Source organism: Paenibacillus sp. 276b, from assembly GCF_900107875.1.
GTDB lineage: Bacteria > Bacillota > Bacilli > Paenibacillales > Paenibacillaceae > Paenibacillus > Paenibacillus marchantiae.
This window is the reverse complement of sequence record NZ_FNRR01000001.1, coordinates 366,384-384,017: the sequence shown is the minus strand read 5'-3', so window position 1 is coordinate 384,017 and position 17,634 is coordinate 366,384. Positions and strand designations below refer to the sequence as shown.

Sequence of the window (17,634 nt, the reverse complement as noted above, 5' to 3'; positions counted from 1 at the left end):
TGCAAGAATATGAATAAAACAAGCTGTTCATGTAAAGTATCTTCAAAGCTGGATTCAGAGGCCTTATGGGTAGACAAACGATTTCATAAAGGTATTTAAACGTTAAAAAAAGAGCCAGAAATTCACATTCTGTCTCTTCATTCAATCTATCTTTTCAAAAAAACGATGGCACGCAGCCTATGATTGAGCTGGAGCTTCGGCAGTCAATACGGCTTTGCGGGACAAGTTGATACGGCCTTGTGGGTCAATTTCCGTTACTTTTACCGTAATGGAATCACCAATGGCAACAACATCTTCCACTTTAGCGACACGCTCTGTGGACAATTGTGAGATGTGTACCAGACCTTCTTTGTTCGGCAGCACTTCAACAAATGCACCAAACTTCTCAACACGTTTTACTTTACCTACATAAATCTCGCCGACAAGTACTTCACGTACGATGCCTTCGATAATCGATTTGGCTTTATCATTCATCTCTTGGTTGGAAGAAGCGATAAAGACACGTCCATCTTGTTCAATATCAATTTTAACACCGGTTTCCTCGATGATTTTATTGATAATTTTACCACCTGCACCGATAACATCACGGATTTTGTCCGGATTGATATGCATGGTTGTAATTTTAGGTGCATATTGTGACAACTGCTCACGTGGAGTTTTCATCACTTCGGTCATTTTGCTCAAGATGTGCATACGACCTTCTTTGGCTTGAGCCAATGCTTCGGACAAAATTTGACGATCAATACCATCAATTTTGATATCCATTTGAATAGCTGTTACACCATCAGGTGTTCCTGCTACTTTGAAGTCCATGTCACCGAGGTGATCTTCCATACCTTGAATATCACTCAGGATGGATACATGATCTCCGTCTTTGATCAGACCCATAGCTACACCCGCAACTGGAGCTTTGATTGGTACACCTGCATCCATCATAGCCAATGTGCTGGCACAGATACTTGCCTGGGAAGTTGAACCATTGGATTCCAATACTTCGGATACCAGACGAATTGTGTATGGGAAGTCTGTTTCGGAAGGAATTACTTTGGAAAGAGCACGCTCACCCAGAGCACCATGTCCGATTTCGCGACGGCCTGGAGCACGCAATGGACGAGCTTCACCTACGCTGAACGGTGGGAAGTTATAGTGATGCATGAAACGTTTCGTTTCTTCAAGACTGATTCCGTCCAAAATTTGAACATCACCCAGTGCACCAAGTGTACAAATGCTGAGCGCCTGTGTTTGACCACGAGTGAACAGACCTGAACCGTGAGTACGTGGCAGCAGGGAAGTATCACATTCAATTGGACGGATCTCAGCGAGTCCACGTCCATCCGGACGAACTTTATCATGTGTGATAAGGCGGCGCACTTCTTCTTTGACGATATCGTGCAGCACTTCTTTCACATCTTTGAGCAGTTCTGGAGTCTCAATATACTTCTCTTCGAAGTGAGCAACGGTTTCGTCATTCACAAGATCGATTGCATCCTGACGCGCATGTTTTTCAGCAATTTTAACAGCTTCAACCAGACGAGCACTGGCGAACTCACGTACACTGCTGTTAACTTCAGCATTAACGGCATGCAATTTCACAGCCATTTTTTCTTTACCAGCCACTTGTACGAGTTGTTCGATGACTGCAACAATGTTCTTGATCTCGTCATGTCCGAACATGATTGCTTCCAGCATTACTTCTTCCGGAACTTCGTTCGCTTCCGCTTCAACCATCATGATGGCATCTTTGGTTCCTGCTACAACGAGTTCAATCTCACTTACCTCTAGCTGTGCAATCGTTGGGTTGATGATGAACTCACCATTAATACGTCCAACTTTTACACCACCAATCGGTCCGCTAAATGGGACATCCGAAATGCTCAGTGCAGCCGATGTACCGATCATGGCAGCAATTTGCGGTTCGCAGTCCTGATCCACACTCATAACGATATTCAGAACTTGTACATCATTACGGAAACCTTCCGGGAACAAAGGACGAATCGGACGGTCTGTCAAACGGCTCGAAAGAATCGCTTTCTCACTTGGTCTGCCTTCACGTTTAATAAATCCACCTGGGATTTTACCTACGGCATACAATCTTTCTTCATAGTTTACCGTTAATGGGAAAAAGTCCAGATCTTTAGGCTCACTTGATGCTGTCACGGTACACAATACAACGGTATCCCCGTACGTTACCTTAACGGCAGCATTAGCCTGCTTGGCCAAACGCCCTGTTTCAAGCGTAAGCGTTCTTCCACCAAGCTGCATTTCAACACGCTGTTCCATGAAATCCCTCCTTTTATTCGTTCCTAACACAATGGATTCTGCATTTTCACAGTATTTCCTGCTTGTCCTGCATTCATTAACTCCACAGCAACATGCTCACTTGCAAAACAAAAGCTCCTTGCGGAGCCATCAGCTACAAATATATGGCAACATGTTCATCTACAAAACAACCCGGCTGTAAGCTCCGCTTGTCCTTTTAGACAAAGGAATGACGGATAACAGCCAGGTTGATTTTGAAAACATGTACGATAATTAACGACGCAATCCGAGTTTTTCGATCAGTGCGCTGTAACGTTTAACATCTTTGTTTTTCACGTAAGCCAAAAGCTTACGACGTTGACCTACCATTTTCAAAAGTCCACGACGTGAGTGGTGGTCTTTCTTGTGTGTACGCAAGTGGTCTGTCAAACTTCTGATGTTTTCCGTAAGGATAGCAACTTGCACCTCAGGTGATCCAGTATCGGACTCATGAGTTTTGTGCTCGTCGATCAGTTGTTGTTTACGTTCTTGAGTCAATGCCATCCTATTCACCTCCTTCATTATAATCGCCATTAGCCTCGTCACCGCCGGTGAGAGCAAGTAACCAAGCCAAGGTTATGTGTTGTCTCAAACGACAACGTAGTACATTATATCATAGTTGCCCAGACAAAGTAAATGTAAACATGTATTTTGTCCTGAGCCTTACGATAATAGGCGGGCGGCGGTTAATGCATCTTCACGAATCTGACTGATCAAAGCATCAATCGAGTCAAATTTTCGCTCTGCACGAATGTAGTGAACGAGATCAACCTTTAATTCCTGGTCATATATCTGCCCATCAAAATCAAGCAAGTGCACCTCAAACGTAGGTTTCATCCCGTTTTCGTGAAAGGTAGGTTTCACACCAAGGTTCATGACGCCACGCAGTTCTTGCTCCCCATACTGCACACGAACAGCGTAAACACCTTTCGCTGGCGTAACATAATGATCCGTAAGTTCAAGGTTAGCGGTAGGGAAACCAATGGTCCGCCCACGCTTCTCTCCATGAATTACGATTCCCCTGATGCTGTAAGGTCGTCCGAGCCATTGACTGGCTTCGTCCATTTCTCCACGCTTCAACAGGCCACGAATGAGAGAACTGCTTACCTTCTCGCCATTTAACAGGAATGGAGGCACAGTCTCCACCGTCATTTCGCCTTCTCCCAATGTGCGAAGAAGCTGCTCATCCCCTGCTCCCTTGTGACCGAAGCGGAAGTCAAAACCAACTACCGCTGTTCGAGTCTGAAGCGGAAGCAGCAGATCATGTGCGAATTGCTGCGGCGTCAACCTTGAGAACTCCTCATTGAATTCGACCACGTAGAGCACGTCTACACCCATCCCTGCCAGGATGTCTTCTTTATCTCTCAAGGGAGTTAGATAACCCTCGTAATCCCCTTTGCGCATAACTTCCTTCGGATGAGGATGAAAGGTCATCACCGCTGCCTGCATGCCCGTTTCGCGTGCAATGCGGACAGCTGACAAAATGACACTTGCATGTCCGAGATGCAGCCCGTCAAATTGACCGATCGCGAGCACTTGGGGATGTGTGCCCTGAACAGCCGATTGTAACGTCTGCGGATAGGTTAGCATTACGGTTTTCACAATCATTCACCTGCATTTCACTTGATAGGCCAGGCTTGAGTACCACCACTCAAACCAGGAACCTCTTTATTCCGGCAAAAAGACTTTAACAGCTCTCACCGTTGCTTTCAATTCATCCCGCTCAAATATCCCCAGAAACGTCCCATCCTGATCATATAACCGCAGTAGACCAGGTTGTTCTGCAGGCGGTTCGAGCAAACGCGCCGATAATTTCTGGCCCTGAAGTGCTCCCTTGGTCTGATCCGCACCCACCGTATGAGCCGGAATGGAAGAGATGGCTTCATCAACTGGAATCAACACCTCGGCTAACGTTCCATCGATCATGCGTTGTTCCACTTCTTCAAAATGAAGGCAATGATCAGCAGAAATCCCAGCCGATATCGTACGCTCCAGGTGTAGCATGGTGGACGGATATCCCAATTTTTTGCCGATATCCACGCATAACGTTCGAATGTATGTCCCTTTGGAACATAAAGCACGGAACGATATATCCGTAGTGTCGCCTTGATTCTCAATTCCTGTCAATTCCAGCTCATAGATCGTAACTTCCCGACTCTTGCGCTCTACCGTTTTTCCTTCACGAGCTAACTCGTAAAGACGTTTCCCATCCACTTTGACTGCAGAATACATAGGTGGAACCTGTGAGATGGTGCCCAGGAATTGCTCCAGCACCTGCTCAACCTGCTCCTGTGTCACCTTAACAGCCGTCTCCGACCGCTCAATAACTTCACCTGTCATATCCTCCGTGTCAGTAGACAGACCCAGTCGTAGCGTTGCCAGGTATTCCTTGGGAAGCTCCTGCATGTACTCCACCACACGTGTTGCACGTCCTAGGCAAAGCGGTAGTACGCCAGTAACTTGCGGGTCCAAAGTGCCTGTATGACCAATACGTTTCATTTTGAGAATGCGACGCATTTTGGCCACAACATCATGAGAAGTAAATCCCGCTGGTTTATACACCGGAAGTACACCTTCAAATGGTTTTACCATTGAGCATTCACCTGCTTCAGCACTAGTTCCACGATATCTTTCAACTTGCCCTCTACGCGACATCCAGCTGCGAGTACATGTCCGCCTCCACCAAAGTTCTGTGCAAGCGAGGCAACATCAACTTTACCAGCTGACCGGAGAGATACTTTCACCGCATTATCATTGATTACTTTAAAAAAGATGCCCACTTCCACACCTTGAATGTTACGTGGGTAATTGACTACCCCTTCAAGATCTTCATTAGCTGCACCACAAGCAATCATGTCTTCAGGTGTAATGACCACCCAGGCAATCTTGCCATCGTCAGTCATTTGCAGGCTTGAGAGTGCCTGGTTCAATATACGGACTTGTGGGAGCGTAACCTGCTCAAGCAAAATCTGTGCAAGATAAGGTCCATCCACACCATGTTCAAGCAATTTGGATGCAGTGGTCATCACATTAGGACTCGTATTCGCATAGCGGAATCCACCTGTATCTGTTAGCAATCCTGTATAGACTGCTGTAGCCACATCTTTATTCCACTTCACTGGGAAAAGATTGAGGAAATCAAACAGAATTTCAGCCGTTGCTGCTGCGTCTGGCTTAATGATGTTTACTGTTCCATACGCGTCATTGGTCGGATGATGATCAATATTTAAAATGACAGCATCTTCTTCGAAATAATGACGAGTCAGGCCTACCCTGGAAAAGTCTGCACAATCCACACAGATAATCGCCTTATATTTCCGCGCCGGTGGTTGTTCGGTCATGTTCACGATCTTGCCAGCTTCCCACAGAAAATTCATGCGTTGTGGAATTTCACCTTCATTAATCATCGTGAATGTCTTGCCCAGACATGACAGCAGCCAGCCCACCGTTACCGTCGAGCTGACTGCGTCACCGTCCGGCTGTACATGCGACACGACCAGGTAATCATCATGCTCCAGCAGAAATTGCTTTCCGTCCTGAAGCGCCTGTTCATAAGTGTGCATTGCCGTCTCCTTTATTCTGTTACTGGGATTCGTTCTTGTCGGTACCGATATCACCAAGCAGCTTCTCAATTCGGCTGCCATATGCAATAGATTCGTCAATCTTGAATATCAACTCGGGAACATGTCGAAAACGGATACGCTTGCCCAGTTCTGAACGCAAAAATCCATTTGCTTTTGCCAGCGCTTTAAGCGAATTATCCTTTTGTTCCTGTTCACCGAAGACACTCAGATAAACTTTGGCTTGCGACAAGTCGCCTGTCACTTCGACTCCCGTTACGGTAATAAAGCCGATACGAGGATCTTTCAGTTCAGACTGGATAAGCAGACTTAATTCTTTCTTGATCTGCTCGCCCACTCTACCTGTACGAATCTTAGCCATTGTTGTTCACCTCATGCTTCCTTGCTTATCGTTGTACTGTCTCCATAATGAAGGCTTCGATAACGTCGCCTTCTTTGAGATCATTGTATTTATCCAGCGTGATACCGCACTCGTAACCTTGGGCTACTTCTTTGGCATCATCTTTGTAACGTTTCAGGGAATCCAGCTTGCCTTCGTAAAGGACGATGCCATCACGAATCAGACGTGCTTCCGCGGAACGCGTAATTTTACCGGAGGTAACCATACATCCAGCAATGGTACCGACTTTACTAATGGAGAACGTGCTACGAACTTCAGCATGACCGATTACTTTTTCTTTGTAAATCGGATCAAGCATACCTTTCATCGCTTGTTCAATTTCTTCGATAACGCTGTAGATAACGCGATGCAGACGAATGTCTACTTGCTCTTGATCTGCAGTCGCTTTCGCCTGATTATCAGGACGAACGTTGAAACCAATCACGATGGCATTGGATGCTGCAGCCAAAATGATGTCAGACTCTGTGATTGCACCAGCGCCGCTATGAATGATTTTCACGCGTACACCTTCAACTTCGATCTTCGCAAGGGAACCTTTCAATGCTTCAACCGAACCTTGTACGTCACCTTTGATGATTACGTTCAGATCTTTGATTTCACCGTCTTTGATGTGCTGGAACAGATCATCCAATGTCACACGTGTATTTGTACCCAAATCGGATTCACGTTGTGTAATGGCACGTTTGTCGGCGATAGAACGCGCTTTACGCTCATCTTCAAACACCATAAACGGATCTCCCGCACCTGGAACTTCAGTCAGACCAGTAATTTCTACAGGTGTTGAAGGTCCAGCTTCTTTTAAACGGCGACCTTTGTCATTTACCATCGCACGTACGCGACCGAAGCAGTTACCTGCAACAAAAGCATCTCCGACTTTCAGTGTACCGTGCTGTACGAGAATACGGGCAACTGGGCCACGTCCTTTATCCAGCTCGGCTTCGATCACTGTACCACGGGCACGTTTGTCCGGGTTTGCTTTGTACTCATTCACTTCTGCAACGAGCAGGATCATTTCAAGCAGACCTTCTAGACCGATTCTTTGTTTCGCCGAAACGTTAACAAAGATGGTGTCGCCGCCCCACTCTTCCGGAACGAGTTCATAGTTGGTCAATTCTTGTTTTACTTTATCCGCATCTGCACCCGGCTTGTCAATTTTGTTGACAGCTACGATAATTGGCAGCCCAGCAGCTTTGGCATGGTTAATCGCCTCAACGGTTTGTGGCATAACACCATCATCTGCAGCTACAACAATAATTGTAATATCCGTAACCTGTGCTCCACGTGCACGCATAGCAGTAAACGCTTCGTGACCTGGTGTATCTAGGAACGTAATTTTTTTGTTGTTAATTTCAACTTGATAAGCACCGATATGCTGCGTGATACCGCCTGCTTCTCCGCCCGTTACATTCGTTGAACGAATCGCATCAAGCAATGTTGTTTTACCATGGTCAACGTGACCCATGATCGTAACTACCGGAGGACGAGACTGCAAATCAGCAGGATCATCATTCTCTTCAAGTGTTTCGAAGCGGTCATCTTCAAGGACAATTTTCACTTCAACCTCAACACCGAACTCTCCAGCAAGCAGCAGGATTGTTTCGATATCAAGCTCTTGGTTAATCGTTGCCATTACACCCATCGCAATGAGTTTTTTGATAACTTCGGAAGCATCTTTATGGAGCAACTTCGCTGTTTCACCAACTGTCATGTCACCACGTACGATGATTTTCTTAGGTGTGTTATCAATTTTCTCACGTTGTTGGTACTGTTGTTGATTTCTGTTGCGATTGTTCTTACCGCCACGATTACCGCGGAAGTTGCCGCCACGGTTATCGTCATAACGACGTCCACCGCCACCGCTGTTCGAACGGTTGCCGCTATTATTGTTGCTGTTGCCGGAATTACCTTGGCCGCCTCTGCGTTGGCCTTGTCCTGAGCTCTGTCCTTGGCCACCAGTACGGTTGCCGCCAGTGCCAGTGTTGCCACTGCTAGTCGGTCCTGCGCTTCTTGTTTGACCGCCACCGCTATTCGATGGACGTTGACCCGTACTTTGCGGACGGGATGCTGTACTGCTTTGTCCACCTTGAGCTGGTCTTGGACGATTACTTGATTGTCCTCCTTGGCTTGAGCCTTGGGAAGAGTTCGTTCTGTTGCGGCTGTCTTGGCCGCTAGGTCTTTGGGAGCCATTGTTATTGTTGGAATTTGGTCTATTGTTCATACCTACCTGCTTTTCCTGTTGTATTTTTGTTTGTACGGGACTACCGGATGGGTTGCTGCTATTCGGCGTGTTCACTCCGCCGGCCGGCTTGTTGCTGTCCACTGTTTTGTCACTGCGCACTGACGAAGTAGCAACGGATTTTGCTTCGTTACTTTGTTTGGAAGCGGCAGTGGATTTTATATCTTTAAAAAATTGTTCCACCTTACCGACTGAACCATTCTCCATGACACTCATATGATTGTTTACGGGAATATCCAGCTTTTTAAGAATGGTTATAATTTCTTTACTACTCATATTGAGGGACTTCGCATATTCATAAACTCGCAATTTATCCTTGTTTTCCTGTTTACTCAATATACTCCACCTCCGACATTATACCGACTTGCTTGGAGATCATTTTTGCAAACCCTCGATCCGTTACTGCAAGAACAACCCGCGTTTCTTTACCGATACTTGAACCCAGACTATCCCGGTCAAATCCGATCACCAGTGGAACTTTATATGTCCCGCATTTGTCGCGAAATTTCTTTTGTGTATTGGCCGAGGCGTCACCCGCAACAATAACCATTTTAGCTTCGGAAGAACGGATCGCTTTAAGTACAATTTCTTCACCTGTCACAAGTTTGCCTGCACGCATGGAGAGTCCCAGATAAGACAATGTTTTATTATTCATCATGTTCACGCTCCTGTGCTGCTATGAATTCGTCCTCTACCGCAACGAAATCAGCTGCCAATTGCTCATAAATTTCCGGTGAGACTTTGCCCTTTAGCGCCCGATCCAAAGACCGGTTTTTGAGTGCAAGCTTAAAACAGGACTCTTTGCCGCATAAATAAGCACCACGTCCGGACTTTTTGCCAGTCAAATCGATCAGCACTTCATCCTCTGGCGTTTTAACGATACGGATCAGCTGCTTTTTGGGCATCATTTCCTGACACGCCACACATTTGCGCAGCGGTACTTTTTTAGTTTTCATACGTTAGCGCCCCCCCGTGCTTTACTTTAGTCGACGGAGACGGAATCTTGGTGCATTTCCGAAGAAGAATCTTTCTCTCTGCCGAATTCCTGTTCCGCCTGGCTCTCGCTCTTAATGTCGATTTTCCAGCCGGTCAGTTTGGCTGCCAATCGGGCATTTTGGCCTTTAATCCCAATGGCGAGGGACAGCTGATAGTCAGGAACAATAACCCGAGCCATCTTTTCTTCCTCGAATACTTGAACTTCCAATACTTTGGAAGGACTAAGTGCATTAGCCACATATTCGTCTACCTGATCGGAGAAACGAACGATGTCAATTTTTTCACCGCGCAGCTCACCCACAATGGTCTGCACGCGGATTCCCTTAGGACCTACACATGATCCAACCGGATCAACTTCCTCATTGCGGGAATGAACAGCAATCTTGGAGCGGAAGCCCGCTTCACGTGCGACGGAGCGAATCTCAACCACACCATCGAAAATTTCAGGCACTTCCAGTTCAAAGAGACGTTTCAACAAGCCCGGATGTGTACGGGACAAAATGATTTGCGGCCCTTTGGTCGTATTCTCGACCTTGGTGATGTAAGCTTTAATACGGTCACCATGAACAAACTTCTCGTTCGGCATCAATTCGGTCAGCGGCAATGCCGCTTCGATTTTGCCCAGATCGATGTAGATATTGCGCAAATCCTGACGCTGCACCACTCCCGTAACGATATCTTCTTCCTTATCAACGAAAGCGTTGTAGATCAGGCCGCGTTCGGCTTCACGAATCCGCTGGGTCACTACCTGTTTGGCAGTTTGTGCGGCAATACGTCCGAAATCACGCGGCGTAACTTCAATCTCCGCAATATCTTCCAGCTGGAAGTGTGGGTTGATCTCGCGTGCAGCAGGCAATGAAATTTCGGTACGTGAATCCAGGACTTCTTCCACGATCAATTTGCGGGCATACACCCGGATAACACCCGTATTGCGGTTCATGTCAACACGCACATTCTGGGCGGTGTTGAAATTACGCTTGTAGCTGGAGATGAGTGCTGCCTCGATCGCTTCAAACAGCACGTCCTTGCTGATCCCTTTTTCCCGCTCCAATTCATTCATTGCTTCAATAAAATCCATACTCATGAATGTTGATCCCCCTTTCAAACATGGCATCTCATACGTAAAACGGCGAAAGGCTCTAGACTCATGAGCACCTTGCCGTTATCGTGAGATGTGTCTTTTTTCATTAATAAGTGAACAAGGCACTTAAAACAGAATGGCCAGGCGCGCACTCGCAACCTTGTCATAAAGAATGGCATGCTGTTTCTTGCCTGCTTCGATCACAAGTTCCCCGTCATCAAAGGAAAGCAGCTTGCCTTCAAATTCCTTTATTCCATTTACCGGCTCGTAGGTTGTAACAAATACATTTTTACCTACGGATTTGGCAACGTCCTCTGGTTTTTTCAGTGGACGCTCCGCACCGGGAGAAGACACTTCAAGGAAATAGATGGTCGGAATCGGATCGTTCTCATCCAGCTTGGCGCTTAGCTTTTCGCTGATCAAGACACAATCATCGATGTCGATGCCACCCTCTTTGTCGACATACACCCGTAAAAACCAGTTGCTGCCTTCTTTGACGTATTCGATGTCAACCAGCTCGAAGCCTTGTTCGTTCAAGTAGGGTTGGATCATTTCTTCCACGGTAGATTTAATGTTCGTTGTGCTCAAAACCGATAACCTCCAACTTAGGTTACACCAGCAAATAATGACTGGCAATTTCTTCATTACCCAAGATTCTTGTATACCAAAGACTAAAGAGTGGGTTTCCCCACTCTTTAGAAATTCGTACTATCTCGTTCACTTCAAAAATTATAACATAGTCTGGTAATAGTGACAAGTAAGCGATCACTCAGCCATTTTAACTACTAATGAAGAAAAATTTACGTAATCACATCAAAGACCATAAATGGGTACTCAAAATGTCATTTTAGAACAAGGATAATTGATTGCTTTCCGGCAAACCGCGGAAGCATCCCATGCTCGTCAGCAATTCAACAATTGTTTTACTTGCTTTGGACTTCTGCTGGAAATCTTCAATCGAAAGGAATTCTCCATGCTCTCTTGCCGCAGCGATATTGCGTGCAGCATTATCCCCGATTCCTCCCAGGGCCGAAAACGGAGGAATAAGTGAATTTCCGTCAACAATAAACTTCGTCGCTTCCGAACGATACAGATCAATCGGCTTGAGCGAGAATCCACGTGCTGCCATTTCCAAAGCCATCTCAAGGACAGGCAGCATATTTTTTTCTTTTGGCGGTGCCTGGAAACCTAATTGTTCAATCTCTACGATCTTCCGATAGATAGGCTCATAGCCCTGACATACCAGTTCAATATCAAACTCATCCGCACGAACTGTGAAGTATGTCGCGTAGTATTCAATTGGGTGATACAGCTTAAAGAAAGCTGTACGTACTGCAGAGATAACGTAAGCGGCTGCGTGGGCCTTTGGAAACATGTACTGGATTTTAAGACAGGAATCAATGTACCATTGCGGCACTTTGCAATTTTTCATCTCATCAATCCATTCTTGCGGCAAACCACGTCCCTTACGCACACTCTCCGTAATTTTAAAGGCAAGACTGGCGTCCATGCCTGCTTTATAGATCAGGAACAACATGATATCATCCCGGCAACCAATCACCGTTTTGATGTTACAAGTTCCATTTTTAATTAGATCTTGTGCGTTACCAAGCCATACCCCCGTACCATGAGACAATCCAGAGATCTGGAGTAGATCGGCAAAAGACGAAGGCTGGGATTCGATAAGCATCTGACGTACAAACTTCGTCCCCATCTCTGGTACACCAAAAGTGGCAACTGGTGAACGAATCTGCTCTGGCGTAACGCCGAGTGCCTCGGTAGAGTTGAACATGCTCATAACCTTAGGATCATTCATCGGAATGGTCGTTGGATCGATACCTGTCAAATCCTGCAGCATCCGCATCATGGTTGGATCATCGTGCCCCAGAATATCGAGTTTTAGTAAATTCTCTTCAAAGGCGTGATAGTCAAAGTGTGTTGTTTTCCACTCCGCATTAACGTCATCCGCCGGGAATTGTACAGGCGTTACATCTTCCACTTCAATATAATCCGGTACAACAACAATACCACCGGGATGCTGTCCTGTACTACGTTTAACCCCGGTACAACCGGAGGCCAAACGGTTAAGTTCTGCTCCGCGCCATTTCTTATGATGTTCTTCCTCATATTTCTTGGCAAAACCAAATGCTGTTTTCTCAGCTACCGTACCAATTGTGCCCGCACGGAACACACTCTTTTCGCTGAAAAGCACCTTCGTATAGTTGTGGGCATGCGGTTGATAATCACCCGAGAAGTTCAAGTCAATATCGGGAACCTTGTCCCCTTTAAAGCCAAGGAAAGTCTCAAACGGAATATCCTGCCCTTCGCCTTTTAACCGGCCTCCACAATCAGGGCATTCTTTCTCAGGAAGGTCAAATCCACTCGGCACACTGCCGTCGAGGAACCACTCACTGTGCTTACACTCCGGATTCACACAAATATAGTGTGCTGGCAACGGATTAACCTCGGAAATGCCTAGGAAAGTAGCAACTACAGACGAACCAACCGATCCCCGGGAGCCGACTAGGTAGCCGTCCTGATTCGATTTTTTAACCAAACGTTCTGAGATCAGATAGTTGGCAGAAAAACCGTATTTGATGATTGGATTCAATTCTTTCTCCAGTCGTGCCACAATGACTTCCGGTAGTTCCTCACCATAAATCGACTTGGCAGTATTATAGCAGGTATTACGGATTTCATCGTCCGCACCTTCCAGAATCGGGGTGAACAGCTTGTCCGGGAACAACTTGATTTCCTCGAACCGATCCGCCAATTCAACCGTATTCGTAACAACGACTTCGTAGGCTTTATCTTGGCCCAGGTACTGGAACTCTTCCAGCATTTCATCCGTCGTTCTTAGGTGAGCATCCGGTTTACGTTGATCTTTGAGTGGGCTGAACCCTGTAATTCCGTGAATGGTGATATCCCGATATAGCTTATCGCGCGGCTCCAGATAATGCACGTTACCTGTGGCTATTACCGGTTTCCCCAATTTTTGACCAATGTCAACCACTTTACGAACAGCGAGCTTCAATTCCTCTGGTGTAGCCACCAGCCCTTTGTCCACCAAATGCATATACATTGTCAGAGGCTGGATTTCCAGAATGTCATAGAAATGCGCTATCTCTTCCGCCTCTTCAAGCGATTTGTTTAGCACAGCCTCGAAAAACTCACCTTTTTCACAACCGGATAAAATAATGAGACCTTCACGCAAATTGATCAGCTTCGACTTTGGAATACAAGGCACCCGTTTGAAATGCTCCGTATGGGAAAGTGATACCAGTTTATAAAGATTCTTTTTACCAACATCATTCAAAGCATAGATGCCGCAATGGAATGGACGCGTGTTAGAGAGATCAACTCCGACATAATCGTTAAGCCGATCAAGCATGGTCAGGCCTTTCATCTGGGCGGCATCATTAACCAATCCATTCAGTATACCTGCGAGCGCAATCGTATCATCAATCGCCCGGTGATGACTTTCCAGTGCTACTTTATATTTATCCGCCAGCGTATTCAGACGGTGGTTCTTCATTTTTGGATATAACAACCGTGCCAATTCCAACGTATCGAGGACAGGGTTCAGAAGCTCAGGCATACCAAGCTGTTTCAGCGAAGCCTGAATAAAGCCCATATCGAATCGCGCATTATGCGCAACCAATACGCCATCTCCGGCAAACTTCACAAAATCACGGATAACCGGTTCTAGCTCAGGTGCATCCTTCACCATTTCATCGTTAATGTTAGTCAACTGCTGAATGTTATATGGGATGCGCTCATGCGGATTTACAAACGTAGCAAAGCGGTCAATTTCTTTACCGTCCTCTACCTTCACAGCCGCAATTTCGATAATCTTGTTCTGGGTTACAGACAGACCTGTGGTCTCAATATCAAAGACGATATATGTCGCTGATTTGAGTTCCAATGGCTGTGGTGCCAGTACAACAGCAACTGAATCGTTCACCACATTGGCCTCAAGGCCGTAGATCATTTTAATTCCGTTTTTCTTGGCCGCTTTGGATGCCTCCGGATACACCTGCACACCGCCATGATCACTTACGGCGATAGCCTTGTGTCCCCATTCCGCTGCAGTCTTTACGTATTTGTCGATCGAAGTTACGGCATCCATTGTACTCATTGTGGAGTGCAAATGGAACTCAACCCGTTTCTCTGCTGCATTATCCTTACGGGATGGTGGTGCCTTTACTTCTACCAAGTCTGAAGGAATCATGGCAAGTTCCGGAATTTGCATAAACCGGTCGTATTCTACACGGCCACGCACTTTCACCCATTTTCCATTGGCTAGTAGGCTCAGGATTTTGACATCCTCTTTTGTTTTGGCAAACATCTTCATTTGCATGGAATCTGTGAAATCCGTCAGATAAAAAGTAAACAAGGTATTCCCGTTCCGCAATTCCTTGCGATCCAGACCGAAGACCGTTCCCTGCAACGTAACCTTTTTCTCTTCATCTTGAATTTCCTGCATAGGTACAGGTGGTTCCTTGATCTCATATCCCATCTGTAAGCGAACATCGCCCTGTTCTTCCTCTTCAGGCATTTCGGAGTCCACTTCACTCATCATCTGTTCGATAACTTGAAGCTCTTCTTCCCGCTTCTTGAGCTGGAATTGTTCCATTGCCTCTTTGTTGCTTTCAACCTCACCAACCAGCAATTTGACCCGCAAGGGAAGTTGAAAATACTTATCGTAAAAAGTAGTTATAGCCTGATCGATCTGCTTCTTCTTCGCGAGCTCCATCGACATGGCATCACTCATAGTCAATTGCAGCAGATCCGCTTCACATTCGAACTTGGTACGATTCATCCAACCATTAACAGATGGAATCTCCCGTGTAACCCACTCAAGGAACAAGTTCCAATACTCACTGACAATATCACCAATCTCGACCTGCTCACTATATTTGAAACCAAACGTAATCTTGGAAATATGATTCATTTTCTCCTGAATGTGCAGGCAAAATGTTCGATAGATTGGAGCAGGAACCAAGGTATCCTTTGCAATCACAATAGTCCAGTCGCGGTTGCTACGGCTTGTCTCCACCCGTTCAATCCATCCATCCAAAAAGTAGGGCTCTATTAGGCCAGCTGGAAGCTCCGTCTGTTTCATCAACAACTCAAATCGTTTTCTCTTCTCCTCGAATCCACTCATCGTGTTCCTCCTTGTACCCCCTTAAAACAGGAAAAGCCTCTGCATTCAAAAATGTCCCCGATCCGAACCCGCACCGACTCATTTTATCCGACAGAAGCTCTCCATTCCTTACTCTTACAGTCCGTATGTGCCGTTATATAAATTGAACAAAAAGATATTTACACTTACCACTCCGATAACAGAACAACCTTCCGATCGCTGTTATCCCCAGATTTTTTGATTCCCTTTTACAAAGGGGAAAATCCGGGGATAAAGGCGCAGCGTATGCTTCCGATGTAGCTTTCTTTCAGAAAGCTTTTAGCTCCGCTTCTTCAGGTTATTTCTGTTCTCTACGTTCTCATGTAAATGTTTAGTTCAATCTATATAGTCAGGTTATCCTGACTTAATACGCTCTTGCAAACACTACCGTGTGTTTCGCTTGTTCACCACAAGCCAAGCACGTATGCTTTTCTTCCGCAGGCTGGAACGGAATGTTCCGGCTTGTTGCACCTGTTACTTCTCTTACTTTATCTTCGCAAGCTTCTGAACCGCACCATCCAGCCAGTGTGAACCCGCGTTTGTTCTCCATCAGTTCCTTCATCTCATCAAGCGTATCTACAGAGTAGAAGTTGTCCGACATAAACGTGCGAGCACGTTGCAGCATATCGGCTTGCACTTGAGTCAGCATAGTCTGGATTTCTTCCACCAGATTTGCTTGTTCAACGACTTTCTTCTCTCCCGTAATCCGGGAAACGAGAACACACACACCGTTCTCCATATCACGCGGGCCAATTTCGAGACGAATCGGAACACCACGCATCTCATATTCGTTGAATTTCCAGCCTGGACGAACATCACTGCGATCATCCATTTTCACACGAATTCCCGCTTGTTTCAGTTCAGCGAACAACTCGTCCGCACGGCCTACAACGGCATCACGTGTTTTTGGCGGTCCAATTGGAATCATGACCACTTGTGTTGGTGCAACTTTAGGAGGAAGAACCAGACCACGGTCATCCCCGTGAACCATGATTAACGCACCGATCAGACGTGTGCTTGTTCCCCATGAAGTGGTGTGAGCCAGTTCCAACACATTGTTGCGGCTAAGATACTGGATCTCAAATGCTTTTGCAAAATTCGTACCCATATAATGAGAAGTTCCGGCTTGTACCGCACGTCCATCCTTCATCATCGCTTCGATGGAGAAGGTGTCTACAGCACCTGCAAATTTCTCGGATTTTGTTTTCTGACCTGTAATGACGGGAATCGCCAGATATTCTTCCACAACTTCGCGGTAGATTTCAAGCATTTTCATCGTCTCTTCACGTGCTTCTTCTTCTGTCTCATGCGCCGTATGGCCCTCTTGCCACAAGAACTCGGTTGTGCGAAGGAAAGGCAGTGTTCTCTTCTCCCAGCGAACCACGTTCGCCCATTGGTTGATCAGCACCGGCAAGTCACGATACGACTTAATCCACTTGGAGTACATGTGACCAATGATGGTTTCCGAGGTTGGGCGGATCGCCAGACGCTCTTCCAGCTTTTCTCCGCCGGCTTCCGTTACCCAAGGCAATTCGGGATTGAAGCCTTCAACATGTTCTTTTTCTTTTTGGAAAAAGCTCTCGGGAATGAACATCGGGAAGTAGGCATTACGATGACCCGTTTCACGGAAACGACGGTCCATCTCATCCTTGATATGCTCCCAGATTCCGAAACCGTCTGGTTTGAAAACAATACAACCGCGTACGGGTGAATAGTCCATGAGATCAGCTTTTTTAATAACATCAATGTACCAGCGTGAGAAATCCTCGCCCTGAGGTGTAATTTCAGTCACGAACTGTTTATCATTTTCCTTTGACATAAGACTCCAGCGTCCTCCCATAACGACTATCTCTGAAT

General features: G+C 46.2%; 13 protein-coding genes. All 13 read right to left on the bottom strand.

Features of this window, described 5'->3' with window-relative positions; genetic code table 11:
- Positions 1-177: 177 nt before the first annotated feature.
- Entirely contained in the window at positions 178-2,280 is a 2,103-nt protein-coding gene (gene pnp, locus BLV50_RS01675; protein WP_063566373.1) for a polyribonucleotide nucleotidyltransferase, read from the bottom strand.
- A 252-nt stretch (positions 2,281-2,532) separates the two neighbouring features.
- Positions 2,533-2,802: a 30S ribosomal protein S15 gene (gene rpsO / locus BLV50_RS01670; protein ID WP_056700672.1), complete on the bottom strand. Its 270-nt coding sequence runs from the start codon at positions 2,800-2,802 to the stop codon at positions 2,533-2,535.
- 159 nt (positions 2,803-2,961) lie between these two features.
- The gene (locus BLV50_RS01665) at positions 2,962-3,900 is read right to left on the bottom strand and encodes a bifunctional riboflavin kinase/FAD synthetase (RefSeq protein WP_063566432.1); all 939 of its coding nucleotides are present in this window, start codon (positions 3,898-3,900) and stop codon (positions 2,962-2,964) included.
- Between the two features lie 66 nt (positions 3,901-3,966).
- Entirely contained in the window at positions 3,967-4,890 is a 924-nt protein-coding gene (gene truB, locus BLV50_RS01660; protein WP_063566374.1) for a tRNA pseudouridine(55) synthase TruB, read from the bottom strand.
- Positions 4,884-5,861 carry a DHH family phosphoesterase gene (locus BLV50_RS01655; RefSeq protein ID WP_064639046.1) on the bottom strand — a complete coding sequence of 326 codons (978 nt, stop codon included), beginning with the start codon at positions 5,859-5,861 and terminating at the stop codon, positions 4,884-4,886. Before BLV50_RS01655 ends, truB begins: the two co-directional genes overlap by 7 nt.
- A 19-nt stretch (positions 5,862-5,880) precedes the next feature.
- The gene (rbfA, locus tag BLV50_RS01650; RefSeq protein ID WP_063566376.1) at positions 5,881-6,240 is read right to left on the bottom strand and encodes a 30S ribosome-binding factor RbfA; all 360 of its coding nucleotides are present in this window, start codon (positions 6,238-6,240) and stop codon (positions 5,881-5,883) included.
- 25 nt (positions 6,241-6,265) lie between these two features.
- The gene (infB, locus tag BLV50_RS01645) at positions 6,266-8,851 is read right to left on the bottom strand and encodes a translation initiation factor IF-2 (protein WP_063566377.1); all 2,586 of its coding nucleotides are present in this window, start codon (positions 8,849-8,851) and stop codon (positions 6,266-6,268) included.
- Positions 8,844-9,173, bottom strand: a complete 330-nt coding sequence (locus BLV50_RS01640; RefSeq protein WP_029880929.1) for a YlxQ family RNA-binding protein — start codon at positions 9,171-9,173, stop codon at positions 8,844-8,846. Before BLV50_RS01640 ends, infB begins: the two co-directional genes overlap by 8 nt.
- Complete coding sequence (gene rnpM / locus BLV50_RS01635; protein ID WP_053783828.1) at positions 9,163-9,471, bottom strand: RNase P modulator RnpM; 309 nt, start codon at positions 9,469-9,471, stop codon at positions 9,163-9,165. The genes BLV50_RS01640 and rnpM overlap by 11 nt, the downstream gene beginning before the upstream one ends.
- Before the next feature lie 26 nt (positions 9,472-9,497).
- Positions 9,498-10,595, bottom strand: coding sequence for a transcription termination factor NusA (gene nusA, locus BLV50_RS01630; protein ID WP_063566378.1), 1,098 nt, complete (start codon positions 10,593-10,595; stop codon positions 9,498-9,500).
- A 123-nt stretch (positions 10,596-10,718) separates the two neighbouring features.
- On the bottom strand, positions 10,719-11,180 hold the full coding sequence (gene rimP, locus BLV50_RS01625) for a ribosome maturation factor RimP (RefSeq protein WP_062326086.1): 462 nt from the start codon (positions 11,178-11,180) through the stop codon (positions 10,719-10,721).
- 259 nt (positions 11,181-11,439) lie between these two features.
- Positions 11,440-15,759, bottom strand: coding sequence for a PolC-type DNA polymerase III (locus BLV50_RS01620; protein WP_063566379.1), 4,320 nt, complete (start codon positions 15,757-15,759; stop codon positions 11,440-11,442).
- A 382-nt stretch (positions 15,760-16,141) separates the two neighbouring features.
- Entirely contained in the window at positions 16,142-17,596 is a 1,455-nt protein-coding gene (gene proS, locus BLV50_RS01615; protein ID WP_090805425.1) for a proline--tRNA ligase, read from the bottom strand.
- Between the last annotated feature and the right edge of the window lie 38 nt (positions 17,597-17,634).